Below are 15,539 nucleotides of genomic sequence, written 5' to 3'. Positions count from 1 at the left end.
ACGCGCTTCGACAAGCGGGGCCGTGGCCCCCCTTAGCGCCAACTCGTTGCCACCGCGAAACGAGCGCGCCGGTCGTCAAGCCGACATTCAGCTCGCGGGGCGCCTTGTCGCCCTCGTCGAGAAAAAACGTGAGGAGGAAAGCCATGGTCACGCTCGAGACCCTGCTCGCCACCACCGCCGCCAGCCTCGCCCTCGCCGCGCCCTCGCCAGCGCCGCAGCGCGCGCTCGCCCCGCCCGCGCAGACCGCCCAATCCTATCTCAAGATCGGCGACATCGCGGGCGAGCGCGAGCACGAGCGCGCCGGTGGCACCGAGGCGCAAGGGGCCTGGATCGAACTGTCGAGCCTGCGCTGGGCGACCACTAGCGCCGATGGCGAATTCTGGTTCGAGGAGCTGGTCCCCGGGGCGCATCACGACCGCGACCATGAGCGTGCGAGCGGGGAGCGCGCGCACCGCGTCGTCGTCAAGGAGGTCGGCAAGCCCGGCGGCATGCGCCCGCCCGAGGCCAACCGCGAAGCGACGGCCAAACGCGACCTGCCCGCCGGCACGCGGTTGCTGGTCGTCGACGGCAGGTTCGCGCGCTGCGCGCTCGGCACCCGCCATCCGGCGCTGGGTGTCCGGCACGGCGACACCGCCTACCGGCTCGAGGACGTCACGATCGTGGCCTGCCGCAAGGGCGCGCGGCGCGGCGGCGCTGCCGATGACCGACCGACCGAGGAGCTCGCCTTCTATTACGACAAGATCGTCTACAGCTATCGCGCCCGCGAACATGTGCTGCTGGGACGCCAGATACCCTGACTAGTCGGCGGCGTCGACCCGGGCGAGGAGCGCCTCGACCGCGACCTGCTGGCCCGGCGCGACGTTGAGCTCGGCCACCACCCCGTCGAACGGGGCGGTCATCGCATGCTCCATCTTCATCGCCTCGAGCGTGAGCAGCCGCTCGCCCTTGGCCACCGCCTGCCCCTGCTCGACCGCGACGCTGGTCACCTTGCCGGGCATCGGGCTGAGCAGCGCGCCGTCGCTCGCCGCCGCCCCGCCCGCGCCGGGGCGCGTGGTCAGCGAAAATTCGAACGCCTCGCCCGACGAGAAGAGCACGACGCGCTCCTCGTCGCGAAAGCCCGAGGCGGCGACCGTGTCGCCCTCGTCGGCGAGGTCGATGGTGCGCGTCTCGCCCTTGAAGCCGAGCGCCACCGCAAGGCGCGGATCGGCGTTGAGCCGGAACCCCGCAAGCGGGTTGGGCTCCTCCTCGGCAAGCGCGATCGCCGCCGCGGTGCGCCATTCCACCTCGACCGGTTCGCCCGACGGGATCAGCGCCGCGTCATGCCGCGCGATGAACCCGGTATCGAGCTTGGCCGCGACGAACTCCTCGTGTGTCAGCGCGCGCAAGAGGAAGGCAGCATTGGTCCTGACCGGCCAGATCTCGAGCCCCGCCAGCTGCCGCGCCAGCGTCTCGATCGCGCCCTCACGATCCGGCGCATGGCTGACCAGCTTGGCGATCATCGGGTCGTAATGCGGGCTGATCATGTCGCCCTCCTCGACCCCGGTCTCGATTCGCCGCCGCCGCCGCCCGCGCCATTGCTCGCGCCCGAGGTCGAAATGCTCGAGCCGCCCGGTCGAGGGCAGGAAGCCCGACGCGGGGTCCTCGGCATAGAGCCGCGCCTCGATCGCATGGCCGTTGATGGAAAGCTCGTCCTGCGCCACCGGCACCGGCTCGCCCGCCGCGACGAGCAACTGCCACTCGACGAGGTCGACCCCGGTGATTTCCTCGGTCACCGGATGCTCGACCTGCAGGCGGGTGTTCATTTCCATGAACCAGATGCGGTCGGCGCGCAGCCCCTCGCTCGCATCGGCGATGAATTCGACCGTGCCCGCGCCTTCGTAATCGACCGCCTGCCCGGCGCGCACCGCCGCCGCGCAGACCGCCTCGCGCGTCGCCGCGTCCATCCCCGGCGCGGGCGCTTCCTCGATCACCTTCTGGTGACGCCGCTGCAGCGAACAGTCGCGCTCGAACAGGTGGAGGACATTGCCATGGCTGTCGCCGAACAGCTGCACCTCGATATGCCGCGGGCTCTCGATCCATTTCTCGAGGATGACCACGTCGTTGCCGAACGACGCCTTCGCCTCGCGCTTCACGCTGGCGAGCGCATCGGCGAAATCCTTCGCATCATCGACCTTGCGCATGCCCTTGCCGCCGCCCCCCGCGACCGCCTTGATCAGCACCGGATAGCCGATCTTGCCTGCCTCGGCCTCGAGCGCCTCGGCCGACTGGTCCTCGCCCATGTAGCCCGGCGTCACCGGCACCTCGGCGTCAGCCATCAGCTTCTTGGCCGCATCCTTGAGCCCCATCGCGCGGATGCTTTCGGGCTTGGGCCCGACCCAGACCAGCCCGGCGGCGATCACCGCTTCGGCGAAATCGGCGTTCTCGCTGAGGAAGCCATAGCCCGGATGGATCGCCTCGGCGCCGGTCTCCTTGGCCGCCTCGATGATCCGCTCGCCCACGAGGTAGCTTTCCGCGCTCGCCGCGGGCCCGATGCACACCGCCTCGTCGGCCATCCGCACGTGCAGCGCCCTGGCGTCGGCTTCCGAATGGACCGCGACGCAGTGGATCCCCATGGCCTGCGCGGTGCGCATGACCCGACAGGCGATTTCGCCGCGATTGGCAATGAGAAGCTTGTCGAACATCATTCGTCCTTGTCGGGATCGGCGAGCGTCGGCGCGCCGAGTTCATCGCAGCGGTCGAGCGAGGTCATGGTGAAGGCCATTTGGGTGATTTTCCATTCCCCATCCTGCTGGACGAGCGTGGCATTGTCGATGCCGCAATGCTGTTTCACGCCATCGATCCAGAAGCTGTAAGGCACCCACATCTGCGCGAGCGCGCCATCCTGGAGCACGGTCGGTATACCGAGCGGCTCCTGATGCAACCCCTCGCGCTCGAAATTCAGGACCTGGTCGAGATCGAGGAGGCGAACGCGCGTTTCAGCCCCACGCGCATCGACGACAGGAAAGATCGCCTCGGGCGCGAAATGGGCGCGCGCCGTCTCCGCATCGCCGACCATCAGCGCATCGAGCACCTCGGTGACCGTCGCGAGGATCGCGCTGCGATCATCGCCCGGCGGGGGCGGCGGGACAGCCATGGCGGCGGCGAGAAGGGAAAGCATCACCACGCTCCTACATCCTGAACACGCCGAATTTCGGCTCGTCTTCGACGGGGGCGTTGAGGCAGGCGGCAAAGGCGAGCCCGAGGACGTCGCGGGTCTGCGCGGGATCGATGATCCCGTCGTCCCACAGCCGCGCGGTGGCGTGCCACGGATTGCCCTCGTCCTCATATTTCTGGCGGATCGGCGCCTTGAATTCTTCCGCCTCTTCCTCGCTCCACTTGTCGGCGTCGCGGTGGACGGTAGCGAGCACGCTGGCGGCCTGCTCGCCCCCCATCACGCTGATGCGCGAGTTGGGCCAGGTGAAGAGGAAGTTAGGGCTGTAGGCGCGCCCCGCCATCCCGTAGTTGCCCGCGCCGAAGCTGCCCCCGATGAGCACAGTGACCTTGGGCACCTGCGCGGTCGCCACCGCGGTGACCAGCTTGGCGCCATGCTTGGCGATGCCCTCGGCCTCGTACTTGCCCCCGACCATGAAGCCCGAGATGTTCTGGAGGAACAGGAGCGGCACCTTGCGCTCGGCGGCGAGCTCGATGAAATGCGCGCCCTTGCGCGCGCTCTCGCTGAACAGCACGCCATTGTTGGCGAGGATCGCGACCGGCAGCCCGTGGATATGCGCGAAGCCGCACACGAGGCTCGAGCCATAGAGCGGCTTGAACTCGTGGAATTCGGACGCATCGACAATCCGCGCGATCACCTCGTGCACGTCATAGGGCGCGCGCACGTCCTCGGGGATGATCGAATAGAGCTCCTCGGGGTCGTATTTGGGCGCGATCGGCTCGCGATAGTTGAGGTCGGCATTCTCGGCGCCCATCGGCACGGTCGAGAGAATGTCGCGCACGATCGTCAGCGCATGTTCGTCATTGTCGGCGAGATGGTCGACCACCCCCGACTTGCGCGCGTGCAGGTCGCCCCCGCCGAGGTCCTCGGCGCTGATCTCCTCGCCCGTCGCCGCCTTCACCAGCGGCGGCCCGGCGAGGAAGATGGTGCCCTGTTCCTTCACGATGACGCTTTCATCGCTCATCGCCGGGACATAGGCCCCGCCCGCGGTGCAGCTGCCCATCACGCAGGCGACCTGCGCGATGCCCTTGGCGCTCATGTTCGCCTGGTTGAAGAAGATCCGCCCGAAATGGTCGCGGTCGGGAAACACCTCGGCCTGGTGCGGCAGGTTCGCGCCGCCCGAATCGACAAGGTAGATGCACGGCAGCCGGTTGGCCTCCGCGATCTCCTGCGCGCGCAGGTGCTTCTTCACCGTCATCGGATAATAGGTGCCGCCTTTCACGGTGGCATCGTTGCACACGATCATCGCCTGCCGCCCGGCGACACGCCCGATCCCCGCGATCATCCCCGCGCCCGGCACCTCGCCGCCATACATGTCGCAGGCCGCCAGCTGCCCGATCTCGAGGAAGGGCGAGCCCGGATCGAGGAGCCGCTCGACGCGGTCGCGCGGCAGCAGCTTGCCGCGCGCGAGATGGCGTTCGCGGTGGCGCTCGGCCCCGCCCCTCGCGGCCGTCGCGACATCCTCGCGCAGCCGCTCGACCAGCGCGCGGTTGTGGGTCGCCCGGGCCTTGGCCTCGGGGCTGTCGAGATCGATCTTGCTGTCCAGCGTCGGTGCACTCATGGGGCGAACGCCTAGCCCGCGTCGGCGCGAAAGCAAAGGGTTTGGCAAGATTGGGCGGCTATGCGAGGAACCCCCTCGCCCCGATTGTCCGCAGGAAATCGCCATGCTTCTCGCGCTCGCCGCGCTCGTTCTTGCCCAGCCCACCGACCATCGCGCCCGGCTGCTCGACAATGGCGAACTCGCGCTGACCATCGACATCGACGCCGAAGGCACCGTCGTCGCGCGCGCGCCGGAGGACGGCGAGCATGTCTTCGTGAAGGACGGTCGCCACTATCGGTGGCGCGAGGAGGAGGACCGCACCACGCTGGTCGATGTCGCCCTCCTCAACGCCATCATGGCGGAGGAGGCGGGGTCCTGGTTCGAGGCGATGGCGGGCGATATCGAACTCCCCACCGTGGAGATGGTCGAGATCGGCCCTGCCACCGTGGGCCGCTTCGAGGGGATCGCCTATCGCATCGAGGGCGCGCTCGATGCGGACGAGATCGTCCTCTCGACCGATCCCGCGCTGGCCCCGCTCGGCCGGGCGATGCGCGAAAGCCTGCTCCTCTCGGTGACCACGAGCCCCTTCCCGGGGATCGTGGACGCCTATGCCCCGCTGATCGCGCTGCTCGAGACGGGCACGGTGCTGCGCAAGGAGGGGCTCGAACTCGCCAGCTTTGAGTCGATCGACCTGCCCGACGAGCATTTCGCCTTTCCCGCCACGCCGCTCACGCGCGAGGAAACCCGCGGCTGGATGGCGGACCAGCGCCTGATCCGCAGCCCCGACGAGCGCTAGTCCGGCCTTGCCGCCCCCATGCCCCTGCCCGCACGAGCAGAAACGCCCCGCATCCCGCCTCTCCCGCTGTTCCAGCCGGGTGACCCGGATCAGTCGTTCCGCCCGGCGCCCTGCCGCCGGACGCGCAAATATGCTAAAACGCAGCCCTGCTCACCGGACGCCGGCGCATCGCGACGTCTCGTCGAAGGAGGCGGTCATGACCTATTGGACGATCGAGGCGCGGCAATTCGCCAATTGCAACTGCGACTATGGCTGCAACTGCCAGTTCGGGGGGCTGCCCGACAAGGGCCGCTGCGAGGCGGTCGTGGGCCTCGTCATCGACGCGGGCCGCCATGGCGAGGTCGACCTGGCGGGGGTCAAGGCGGGCGCGATCTTCAAATGGCCGGGCGCGATCCACGAGGGCCATGGCGAGGCGATCGCCTTCATCGACGAGGCCGCCACCCCCGAACAGCGCGAGGCGATGCTCAAGATCATGGCCGGGCAGGATACCGACCCCATGGCGACCCATTTCGCAGTCTTCGCCTCGACCGTCGAGACAATGCACGAGCCGCAGGTCGTCGCGATCGACTTCGATGTCGATGTCGAGGGTCGGACCGGTCACCTTCGCGTGCCCGGCCATGTCGAGATGCGCGGCGAACCGATCCGCAGCCCGGCGACGGGCGAGCCGGTGCGCGCCCGCATCCACATCCCCGACGGCTTCGAATATGAATATGCCGACATCGGTTCGGGCTCGAGCCGCGGCGAGGGCCCGGTGCCGATCGAGCTGACCGACAGCTACGGCCAGTTCTGCCACCTCCATCTCGACAGCCACGGCGTCGTGCACGGCTAGATGCGCGCCCCGACCGAGGCGCTGCTCGCGCGCCACCGATCGCTGACCATCGCCGCGCTTGGGCTCATCGCGCTGCTCGCCTGGGGCTGGCTCCTGGCAGGCGCGGGGATGGGCATGGGGATCAGCGCCAGCCTCGCCCCCTTCCCCCATCGCGAGGCGCCGACGATGGCGATGGCGGTCGGTTTCCCGCTGCTCTTCGCCATGTGGTGGGTGATGATGGTGGCGATGATGCTGCCCGCGGCCGCCCCCACCATCCTCCTCTACGCCCGCGCCGCGCGCCACGGCGGGATAGCGCGCCCTGCCGTCACCCGCTTCCTCCTCGGCTATCTCCTCGTCTGGGGCCTTTTCTCCGCGCTTGCCGCCGCGCTCCAGCTCATGCTCCAGCGCGAGGCGCTGGTAACCGGCATGGCGATGGCCTCGGCGAGCCGCTGGCTGTCGGGCGGGCTGCTGATCGCCGCCGGCCTCTACCAGTTCAGCCCCGTGAAGGACCGCTGCCTCGCGCTGTGTCGCCACCCGGCCGTCTTCATCGCCCGCCACCAGCGCCCCGGCGCATGGGGCGTGCTCCGGCTCGGCCTCCTTCACGGCACCTATTGCGCGGGCTGCTGCTGGGCGCTGATGGCACTCCTGTTCGTGCTTGGGGTGATGAACATCGCGTGGATCGCGCTGCTGACGCTGCTGGTCGCCGCCGAGAAACTGCTTCCCGCCGGGCGCGCCATCGCGCGGGTCGGCGGGGCGCTCCTCATCCTTTGGGGGCTGGCGAGCCTCCTCGCCTGATCATTTCGCCGCCGCCAGCGCCTCGACATAGGCGATCACCGCCGCGCGCTCGGCATCGGTCAGCGCCGACAGTTCGCGCCGCGCCACCAGCGCCATCATCCCGTGCGCATCGCCGCCCCGCGTCACCCCGTCGGCGAGCAGCCGGTCGAGCTCGGCGGCGCTATAGCCGTCCATATGCTGCAACCCCGGCGCCCCCGGATCGACCCCCGACAGGTCGGGGCCGTGGCATTCGGCGCAGGTGACCGAGGCGACATAGCGCCCGAGCGCGAACTGCTCGCCCATCCCCGGCGCGGGGTTGAGACGATAGGCCTCGACCGCATCGCCGCTGGTCGAGAGGATTCCCATCGCGACCAGCGCCTGCGTCCCCTCGCCTTCGCGCGGGCCGGGCCAGTCGCGCCCCTGCGGCTCGAGGCTGCGCAGATAGGCGATCAGCGCGCCCATGTCGGCATCGCTCAACCGCTGCAGCGACTTGGCGGGCATGTAGTAGAGCGCGTCGCGCCGCGGGTGCGTGCCGGTGCGCAGCAGCGCCTCGATCTGGGCATCCGTATAGCCGGCGAGCACCCGCGTCAGGTTGCTCGCGAATACCAGCTCGCCATCGGGATCGTCGGCATAACTGCCCCCGGTGAGTGCGACGCCGTGGCAGGAGGTGCAGCCGAGCACGTCGGTGAGCCGCGCCCCGTGGGCGACTTGCGCCGCGCCTTGCGCATAGGCCCCCTCGAACGCGACGGGGCGCGCCTCGCTGCCCTCGGGCGGCGCGGCCATGCAGGCGGCGACCAGCGTCGCCACCCCTGCCATCAACACCAGTCGAACCGCCGTCGTCATGACGCACCTCCTTCGACCCCCATGATGGGCTCCGAGGAAACGCCTGTCCTTGATCGCGGTCAAGTCCGGCGGGCGTTCAGCCCCCCGCGCCCACCAGCTCGCGCCCGATCAGCATGCGGCGGATCTCGTTGGTCCCCGCGCCGATGTCGAGCAGCTTGGCATCGCGCAGGAAGCGCTCGACCGGCCAGTCCTTGGTATAGCCCGCGCCGCCCAGCGCCTGTACCGCCTCGCCCGCGACCTTGAAGGCGCTTTCGCTCGCCAGCAGGATCGCGCCCGCCGCGTCGAAGCGCGTCGTCTTGCCCGCGTCGCAATTCCTCGCGACCGTATAGACATAGGCGCGCGCCGACTGCAGCGCGACATACATGTCGGCGACCTTGGCCTGCATCAGCTGGAAATTGCCGATCGGCTGGCCGAACTGCTTGCGCTCGCGCACATAGGGCAGGACCACGTCGAGACAGGCCTGCATGATGCCGAGCTGGATGCCCGAGAGCACCGTGCGCTCATAGTCGAGCCCGCTCATCAGCACCGCGACGCCGCCATTCTCGGGCCCCATCACCCGCTCGTCGGGGACGAAGCAGTCGTTGAAGACGAGCTCGGCGGTGGGGCTGCCGCGCATCCCCATCTTGTCGAGCTTCTGGCCGATGCCGAACCCCTCGTCGTCCTTCTCGATGAGGAAGGTGGTGATGCCGCGCGACCCCTCGCCCGTCTTGGCATAGACCACCAGCGTGTCGGCATAGGCGCCGTTGGTGATCCAGAACTTGGTGCCGTTGAGGCGATAGCCGCCGTCGACCCGGTCGGCCTTGAGCTTCATGCCGACCACGTCCGAGCCCGCGCCCGCCTCGCTCATCGCCAGCGCGCCGACATGCTCGCCCGAGATGAGCTTGGGGAGATATTTCTCCTTCTGCTCGGGGTTCGCCCATTTGACGATCTGGTTGATGCACAGGTTGGTGTGCGCACCATAGGACAGGCCCACGCTCGCCGAAGCGCGCGCGATCTCTTCCTGCGCGATCACATGTTCGAGGTAGCCGAGCCCGAGCCCGCCATCATCCTCGCTCACCGTGATGCCGTGCAGCCCGAGTTCGCCGATCTGCGGCCACAGCTCGATCGGAAAGCGGTCTTCCTCGTCTATGCTCGCGGCGATCGGCTCGATCTTGTCGAGCGCGAAGCGCTGCGTGGTGTCGCGGATCGTCTCCGCCATTTCGGGAAGGCCGAAATCGAGGCCGGGTTCGTTGCTCATGGGCATGTCTCTCCTGTTCGGCAGCCGCCTAGCAGGAGAGAAGCGCGCGGTTCAAGCGGTCCGATCGCCGCGCCGCGCTCAGAAGCCCGCGAACGGGCTTGCGCCGATGCTGCAGGCCTGCGTCAGCGGATCGCGGCGACAGTCGAGCTTGGCGCGCCCGGGCGTCTCGCGCTCGCGCGCGCGCTCGCGGTCGCGCTCACGCCGTTCGACGCGCTTTTCCGCGCGTTCCGCCGGGTCGGGCGCGTCCGCGCGCTGGTCACAAGCCTTGTTGCAGTCGAGGCCGCTCGCCGCCACCGGGGCGGAAAGGACGGCCAATGCCGCGAGGCCAATCGAGGCACGCATGCTCATTCCCCTCTTGTCGTCCCCACCCCGCGATCGCGCCATCGGACCCGATCGCCCAAGAGGTTTAGGCAACCAAGCTGAACGGGCGATTGATACGCGACGCGCGCGACCTTATGTCGCAGGACGAAAACCAATTCGATCGGAGACTTCCATGAGCCAGACCGTGATCCTTTCCTACGCCCGCACGCCGATGGGCTCGATGCAGGGCGCGCTGTCCGATGCCAGCGCCACCGACCTTGGCGCCACCGCGGTCAAGGCGGCGGTCGAGCGCGCCGGGGTCGAGGGCGCCGACATCGACCGCATCTACATGGGCTGCGTCCTGCCCGCCGGGCTCGGCCAGGCCCCCGCGCGGCAAGCCGCGCTGAAGGCGGGGCTGCCCAAGTCGGTCCAGGCGACCACCGTCAACAAGGTCTGCGGCTCGGGCATGCAGACCGTCATCCAGGCCGACGAGGCGATCCGCGCGGGCAACGCCACCACGATCGTCGCCGGCGGCATGGAGTCGATGACCAACGCTCCCTACCTCCTCAAGAAGCACCGCTCGGGCGCGCGCCTCGGCCATGACACCGCCTATGACCACATGTTCCTCGACGGGCTCGAGGATGCCTATGAGGAAGGCAAGGCGATGGGCGCCTTCGCGCAGGAAACCGCCGACGAATACCAGCTTACCCGTGAGAGCATGGACGACTATTCGATCGAGAGCCTCGCGCGCGCCCAGCGCGCCATCGCCGAGGGGCATTTCGAGGGCGAGGTCGTCCCCGTGACCATCGCGACCCGCAAGGGCGAGGTCACCGTCGACACCGACGAGGCGCCCTCGCGCGGCCGTCCCGACAAGATCCCCTCGCTGCGTCCCGCCTTCCGCAAGGACGGCACCATCACCGCCGCGACCAGCTCGTCGATCTCGGACGGCGCCGCCGCCGTCGTCGTCACCTCCAAGGAAGCCGCCGAGGCCGCGGGCAAGGCGCCGATCGCGACCATCGTCGCCACCGCCGCGCATGCGCGCGAGCCGAGCGAATTCACCATCGCCCCCATCGGCGCGATCGAGAAGGTGCTCGACAAGGCCGGCTGGAGCGTCGACGACGTCGACCTGTGGGAAGTCAACGAGGCCTTCGCCTGCGTCGCCATGTTCGCGATGAAGGATCTCGGCATCCCCCACGACAAGATCAACGTCAACGGCGGCGGCACCGCCCTGGGCCACCCGATCGGCGCCAGCGGCACCCGTATCCTCGTCACGCTCCTTAATGCGCTGAAGAAGCGCGGGCTCAAGAAGGGCGTCGCCTCGCTGTGCATCGGCGGCGGCGAGGCCACCGCCATCGCGGTCGAGATGGCGTAACCTTCCGCCACCACGGGCGCGAAGGTCGCTCCCCGGGCCCCTGCCTGCCGGTCGATGGCCGCGGGTGGGGGGGCGAGGTTGCGACTTGCCGCGCGCTTCCCCACATTGCGCGCATGCTCGATCAGACACCCCGGACCGCCCGCCTTTACCGCATGGTCAAGGACAAGCATGTCTGCCCCTACGGGCTGCAGGCGCTGCACCTCCTCAAGTCGCGCGGTTATGTCGTCGAGGATCATCGCTTGCGCAGCGCCGAGGAGACCGAGGCGTTCAAGGCCGAGCATGGGGTCAAGACCACCCCGCAGATCTGGATCGGCGAGCAGCGGATCGGCGGCTACACCGACCTGCGCGCGCACCTGGGGCTCAAGAACCCCGACCCGGACAACAAGACCTACCGCCCGGTCGCCGCGCTCTTCGCGCTGGCCGCGCTGATGGCGGTCGCGCTCACGCAACTGGTCACCGGCGCGCCCTTCCTCGAGCGCTGGACCATGCTCTTCGTGCCCATCGCCATGTGCCTGCTCGCGCTGCTCAAGCTGCAGGACGTGCGCAGCTTCGCGACGATGTTCCTCGGCTACGACCTGCTGGCGCGCCGCTGGGTGCCCTATGCCAGCCTCTACCCCTTCCTCGAGGCGGCCGCGGGCGTGCTCATGCTGGGCAAGCTGCTGCCCTGGCTCAGCGTCCCGATCGCGCTGTTCATCGGTACCATCGGCGCCGCCTCGGTGTTCAAGGCGGTCTATGTCGACAAGCGCGACCTCAAATGCGCCTGCGTGGGCGGCAACAACAATGTCCCGCTCGGCTTCATCAGCCTGACCGAGAACCTCATGATGGTCGGCATGGGGCTGTGGATGGGCAGCCGCTATCTCTGGTAAGATCGCGCTGATGCGGCGCTTGCTCCTCGCCGCCGCCCTCCCCCGCGCCGTCTGCACGCAGAAGGTCGACACCCCCGTCGTCGAGACCGAGGCGGTCGAGCCCGGCGAATAGGCGCAGCCTTTCCATCCCCGATGCGTTGGAGCGCCAGTAAAAACCAGGGGAGTCTTGCATATGATTCGCACGTTTCTCATCGCCACGACCGCGCTCGGTCTCGTCGCCTGCGGCGGCAATGACGAGGTCGACGAGGCCGACAATGTCGACATGACGGTCGCCCCCGAAGGCGACGTCGCGCTCGGCGACCAGGTCTCGAGCGTCGCCGATACGCCCTATGCCGATACCAGCTGGGAGTGGACCGCCACCGACGGTACGGTGATGACCAGCAGCTTCAACGCCGACGGGTCGTTCGTCGTCGCCGGAGGGGGCGAGGTGCGCGACCAGGGCAGCTGGAGCTGGACCGACGGCAAGGTCTGCCTCGACAGCCGCATCGACGATGCCGGCGATGCCTGCTGGTCGGGGCCGCCCGGACCGGTGGCCGAAGGCGAGCGCTTCGTGACGAGCAACGAGGACGGCGAGGACATCGAGGTGACCCGGGTCGCCCATCGCACGCCGGTGGTCGAGGCGCCCGGCACCTGATCGGGCGGGAGCGCTAGCGCCCGCGTCGCCCGAAACCGACGAACGCCTGCGGGGTGCCGAGCCCCGCCCTCCGCCGGTGCGTCGGCTCCGGGTCGGGGCGGGCCGTCGCGCCGGCCGCCACCCCCAACGAGCGCAGGTGCGCCGTCAGACCGTCGAGGAAGGCGGCGCGCGCGCTCGCGTCGGCATGGTCGGTGTCGACACTCATTTCTTTCGCGTGCGGCGCGGGGGTGACGACATGGTACGCATCGCCCATCCGCACCTGCAGGTCGCCGAAGGATCGGACATGCGCCCCGCCCTCGCGCAGGAGCGCGCCGAAGGGCTCGAGCAGGCGCATCGGATCGCGCCCCTGCGGATCCTCGTAAAAAAGGACGTCGCGCACCCGCCCGGCCTTCGGTTGCGGGGCTAGCGGCGCCACCACCGCCTGTACCGCGCCGGCGGCCTGCATGCGCAGCGCGAGCTTGAACGCCGCGAGGGCGAGCCCGCCGAGGATAGCGGAGAAGGTCGCCAGATCGTCGGCCACGACGATGGCGAACAGCAGGCACGGCACCATCGCCAGCGCCCAGCTCAGCGCCACCGTCCTGCCGCCCCGTGCGAGCGCATGCTTGAGATCGAAGTCCATGGCGCCCGCTTAGCAGCAGATCGTCAAGAATGACTTGCCACGACGCCCGCCCCCGCACCCTTGACCTATGTTGCCAAATCCCGTTGAACTGTCGGCTCCACGACCAAGGGGGAAAATGATCACGAAGACATTGATGCTGATGGCTGGCGCGATGACGCTCGCCGCCTGCGATGCCTCGACCGGCAATCCGGACGAGACCGACAGCGCCGACGCCGACATGGTGGTCGAGGAAAATGCCGCCGCCGACGGGCCCGGCATGCCCGGCACCTACACGATCTACAATGCCGAAGGCGAACTCCAGGGCACCGCGACCAACATGGCTGACGGCACCTACAGCTGGACCGATGCCGAGGGCACGCCTGCGGCCGGCACCGGCATGTGGGAGAATCGCGACGGCAAGATGTGCATCAAGTGGACCGAGGAAGGCGCGGACATGCCCGGGGAGGAAAATTGCTGGACCCGCGGCGAGGCGGGCGAGGACGGCCGCGTCGTCTGGACCAGCGACGACCCCGAGCAGGGTCCCGCCTATGTCGACGAAAATGTCGGCTAGCGCCCGACCGCGCCGACAGGGGAAAGGGCGGTGCCGCGAGGCGCCGCCCTTTTCAGGTCATTCGAAGGTCTCGCCCGAATCGACGCCCCACAGGCGGTCCTGCGCGATCCACCCGCTCGACTGCTGCTTGCGCCCGACCTGCACGGTGAACAGGCAGAAGCGCCCGTCGCAGCGCTCGAGCCGCCCGACCACCCCCGCCTCGGCGCGGTAGCGGACCGGGCTGCCGGGCGCGGCGTCGAGCCGCATCTCGGCAGGCGCGCCCTCGGTCACGATGCCGGTGCGCCGCTCCGAGAGCAGCGCCACCGCCATCCAGCCGGTGGTCCCGTCGGGATCCTCGATCTTGCGCCAATTGTCGTAGCGCTGGGTGATCTTCACCGGCAGGTCGCGGCGCTGGTAGAGCCATTGTCCGGGATAGGTACGCCCCGGCCCCGAGCGCAGCATCGCCTCGCCGCTCGCGATCGAGGCCCAATAGGGCACCTCGCGCTCGTCCTGCGCGCCGGCCGCGCCGGCCAGCCCCGCGATCGCCATCACTGCCACCAGCATTCGTCGCATCACGCCCCCGTCAGGATCCGGTCGACCAGCTGCTTCACCGTCGGCACGAAGCCGTTCGAGTAGAAGGGGTCGGTCTTGAAGCGATAGGCCGCATGGCCCGCGAACATGAGGTTCTCCTCGACCGGGCCGCCGTGCGCGATGTCCTGCAGCGTCTTCTGGATGCAGAAGGAGCGCGGGTCGGCGAGCCGTCCGGTGGTGTTCTTCTCGTTGTCGGCCCAGCTCGAGAAGCTGCACTGCGACAGGCAGCCCATGCAGTCGGCCTGGTCCTTGCGGATTTCGGCGAACTCCTCGGGGGTGACGAAGACGAGCGTGTCGGCGGGCGTCTTCATCGCCTCGGTGAACCCCGCCCCATGCCATTCGCGCGCCTTGTTGAGATCGGCCTTGGTGACCCAATAGGTCTTGCGCCCCTTCACCCCGACATCGAGTTCGAACGCGTGGTCGCCTTCCTTGTCCTTGGTGAAGGCGATCTGCCGTTCGCTGCGCGCCTCGAGGTTGCGCAGGAAAGGATTGCGCACCGCCGACGAATAGAAACCGGTCGGGCTGAACTTGTGGAGCAGGACATCGCCCTCCTCCAGCGTCATCAGCCGCGCCTTCCATTCCGCCGGGATCGGGCTTTCCTGCGTGAGCAGCGGGCGCGTGCCGAACTGGAAGGCGATCGGCCCCAGTTCGTCATTGTCGATCCAGTCGTTCCATTCATCGAGGCGCCACACCCCGCCCGCCATCACGATCGGGACCTCGGGCGCGCCATTGTCGCGCATCATCTTGCGCAGCTCGGCGACGCGCGGATAGGGGTCCTGCGGCTTCTGCGGGTCCTCGGCATTGGACAGGCCGTTGTGCCCGCCCGCCAGCCACGGATCCTCGTAGACCACCGCGCCCAGCCCCTCGGGATGCTTCGAATAGGCGCGCTTCCACAGCGCGCGGAAAGCGCGCCCCGAGGAAATGATGGGAAGATACTTCACGCCATAATGGCGCGCGATCTCGCTCAACCGATAGGGCATGCCCGCGCCGCAGGTCACCCCGTCGACGATGTCGGCGCAATTGTCGAGGAGCCCCTCGAGCACGCGCTCGGCGCCGCCCATTTCCCACAGCACGTTGACGTTGATCGCGCCCTTGCCGCCCGCCATCTCGTGCGCCTTGGTGACCTGCGCGGTCGCCCCGTCGATGGCATATTGGATGAGCTCCTCGTGGCGCCCGCGCCGGGTCATCGATTCGTAGACCTGCGGCACGATGCGGCCCTCGGGGTCGTAGCTGTCGGCGTTGACCGCGCTCACCGTCCCGATGCCCCCCGCCGCCGCCCAGGCGCCCGAGGAAGCGTGGTTGGTGGCCGACACGCCCTTGCCGCCCTCGATCAGCGGCCAGACCGACTTGCCGTTATACTCGATCTCCTTGAGACCCTTGAAACTCACGTCACTCTCCTGTGGGATTTGGGCCGTGCTA

Annotated in this window: 17 protein-coding genes; 8 read left to right on the top strand and 9 right to left on the bottom strand. The window is 68.9% G+C overall.

Features of this window, described 5'->3' with window-relative positions; genetic code table 11:
• Positions 1-143 precede the first annotated feature (143 nt).
• Entirely contained in the window at positions 144-797 is a 654-nt protein-coding gene (locus tag L8951_RS08880; protein ID WP_244382653.1) for a hypothetical protein, read from the top strand.
• Here L8951_RS08880 and L8951_RS08875 read toward each other — a convergent pair whose 3' ends face one another.
• Genes L8951_RS08875 through L8951_RS08865 form a run of 3 tightly spaced genes read right to left on the bottom strand, consistent with a single transcriptional unit; the run spans position 798 to position 4,772 of the window.
• Complete coding sequence (locus L8951_RS08875; RefSeq protein ID WP_244383222.1) at positions 798-2,681, bottom strand: acetyl/propionyl/methylcrotonyl-CoA carboxylase subunit alpha; 1,884 nt, start codon at positions 2,679-2,681, stop codon at positions 798-800. It lies immediately after the preceding gene.
• On the bottom strand, positions 2,681-3,157 hold the full coding sequence (locus L8951_RS08870; protein ID WP_244382652.1) for a Cif family virulence factor: 477 nt from the start codon (positions 3,155-3,157) through the stop codon (positions 2,681-2,683). Before L8951_RS08870 ends, L8951_RS08875 begins: the two co-directional genes overlap by 1 nt.
• A gap of 10 nt (positions 3,158-3,167) precedes the next feature.
• Positions 3,168-4,772, bottom strand: coding sequence for a carboxyl transferase domain-containing protein (locus L8951_RS08865; protein ID WP_244382651.1), 1,605 nt, complete (start codon positions 4,770-4,772; stop codon positions 3,168-3,170).
• A gap of 103 nt (positions 4,773-4,875) precedes the next feature.
• Here L8951_RS08865 and L8951_RS08860 point away from each other — a divergent pair, with 103 nt between their 5' ends.
• The 3 genes from L8951_RS08860 (at position 4,876) to L8951_RS08850 (ending at position 7,150) form a co-directional block, all read left to right on the top strand.
• Positions 4,876-5,547: a hypothetical protein gene (locus L8951_RS08860; RefSeq protein ID WP_244382650.1), complete on the top strand. Its 672-nt coding sequence runs from the start codon at positions 4,876-4,878 to the stop codon at positions 5,545-5,547.
• A 196-nt stretch (positions 5,548-5,743) separates the two neighbouring features.
• A complete protein-coding gene (locus L8951_RS08855) occupies positions 5,744-6,376 on the top strand; it encodes a DUF1326 domain-containing protein (protein ID WP_244382649.1) in 633 nt (210 codons plus the stop codon).
• Positions 6,377-7,150: a DUF2182 domain-containing protein gene (locus L8951_RS08850; protein ID WP_244382648.1), complete on the top strand. Its 774-nt coding sequence runs from the start codon at positions 6,377-6,379 to the stop codon at positions 7,148-7,150.
• On the opposite strand, the gene L8951_RS08845 is transcribed toward L8951_RS08850, so the two are convergent.
• The 3 genes from L8951_RS08845 to L8951_RS08835 form a co-directional block, all read right to left on the bottom strand.
• Positions 7,151-7,972, bottom strand: a complete 822-nt coding sequence (locus L8951_RS08845; protein ID WP_244382647.1) for a cytochrome c — start codon at positions 7,970-7,972, stop codon at positions 7,151-7,153.
• A gap of 76 nt (positions 7,973-8,048) precedes the next feature.
• Positions 8,049-9,209, bottom strand: a complete 1,161-nt coding sequence (locus L8951_RS08840) for an isovaleryl-CoA dehydrogenase (protein WP_244382646.1) — start codon at positions 9,207-9,209, stop codon at positions 8,049-8,051.
• 78 nt (positions 9,210-9,287) lie between these two features.
• Positions 9,288-9,551 carry a hypothetical protein gene (locus L8951_RS08835; protein ID WP_244382644.1) on the bottom strand — a complete coding sequence of 88 codons (264 nt, stop codon included), beginning with the start codon at positions 9,549-9,551 and terminating at the stop codon, positions 9,288-9,290.
• Between the two features lie 151 nt (positions 9,552-9,702).
• On the opposite strand from L8951_RS08835, the gene L8951_RS08830 reads away from it, so the two are divergent.
• The 3 genes from L8951_RS08830 to L8951_RS08820 all read left to right on the top strand — a co-directional run bounded on the left by L8951_RS08830 (position 9,703) and on the right by L8951_RS08820 (position 12,381).
• Complete coding sequence (locus tag L8951_RS08830) at positions 9,703-10,881, top strand: thiolase family protein (RefSeq protein WP_244382643.1); 1,179 nt, start codon at positions 9,703-9,705, stop codon at positions 10,879-10,881.
• A 113-nt stretch (positions 10,882-10,994) separates the two neighbouring features.
• On the top strand, positions 10,995-11,747 hold the full coding sequence (locus L8951_RS08825; protein ID WP_244382642.1) for a MauE/DoxX family redox-associated membrane protein: 753 nt from the start codon (positions 10,995-10,997) through the stop codon (positions 11,745-11,747).
• Positions 11,748-11,919: 172 nt separating this feature from the next.
• The gene (locus tag L8951_RS08820) at positions 11,920-12,381 is read left to right on the top strand and encodes a hypothetical protein (RefSeq protein WP_244382641.1); all 462 of its coding nucleotides are present in this window, start codon (positions 11,920-11,922) and stop codon (positions 12,379-12,381) included.
• Positions 12,382-12,394: 13 nt separating this feature from the next.
• Here the strand turns inward: L8951_RS08820 and L8951_RS08815 are convergent, their stop codons facing one another.
• Positions 12,395-13,000 carry a hypothetical protein gene (locus tag L8951_RS08815; RefSeq protein ID WP_244382640.1) on the bottom strand — a complete coding sequence of 202 codons (606 nt, stop codon included), beginning with the start codon at positions 12,998-13,000 and terminating at the stop codon, positions 12,395-12,397.
• Between the two features lie 115 nt (positions 13,001-13,115).
• Here L8951_RS08815 and L8951_RS08810 point away from each other — a divergent pair, with 115 nt between their 5' ends.
• The gene (locus L8951_RS08810) at positions 13,116-13,550 is read left to right on the top strand and encodes a hypothetical protein (protein WP_244382639.1); all 435 of its coding nucleotides are present in this window, start codon (positions 13,116-13,118) and stop codon (positions 13,548-13,550) included.
• 57 nt (positions 13,551-13,607) lie between these two features.
• Here L8951_RS08810 and L8951_RS08805 read toward each other — a convergent pair whose 3' ends face one another.
• Positions 13,608-14,102 (bottom strand): SH3 domain-containing protein, encoded by a 495-nt coding sequence (locus tag L8951_RS08805; protein WP_244382638.1) that lies wholly within the window; start codon positions 14,100-14,102, stop codon positions 13,608-13,610.
• On the bottom strand, positions 14,102-15,508 hold the full coding sequence (locus tag L8951_RS08800) for an NAD(P)H-dependent flavin oxidoreductase (RefSeq protein ID WP_244382637.1): 1,407 nt from the start codon (positions 15,506-15,508) through the stop codon (positions 14,102-14,104). Before L8951_RS08800 ends, L8951_RS08805 begins: the two co-directional genes overlap by 1 nt.
• Positions 15,509-15,539: the final 31 nt, after the last annotated feature.

Origin of the sequence: Sphingomicrobium astaxanthinifaciens (assembly GCF_022865105.1) — a bacterium.
Classification (GTDB): Bacteria; Pseudomonadota; Alphaproteobacteria; order Sphingomonadales; family Sphingomonadaceae; genus Sphingomicrobium; species Sphingomicrobium astaxanthinifaciens.
Note: the sequence above shows the minus strand (reverse complement) of the source record. Positions and strands in the feature narration are given on the sequence as shown.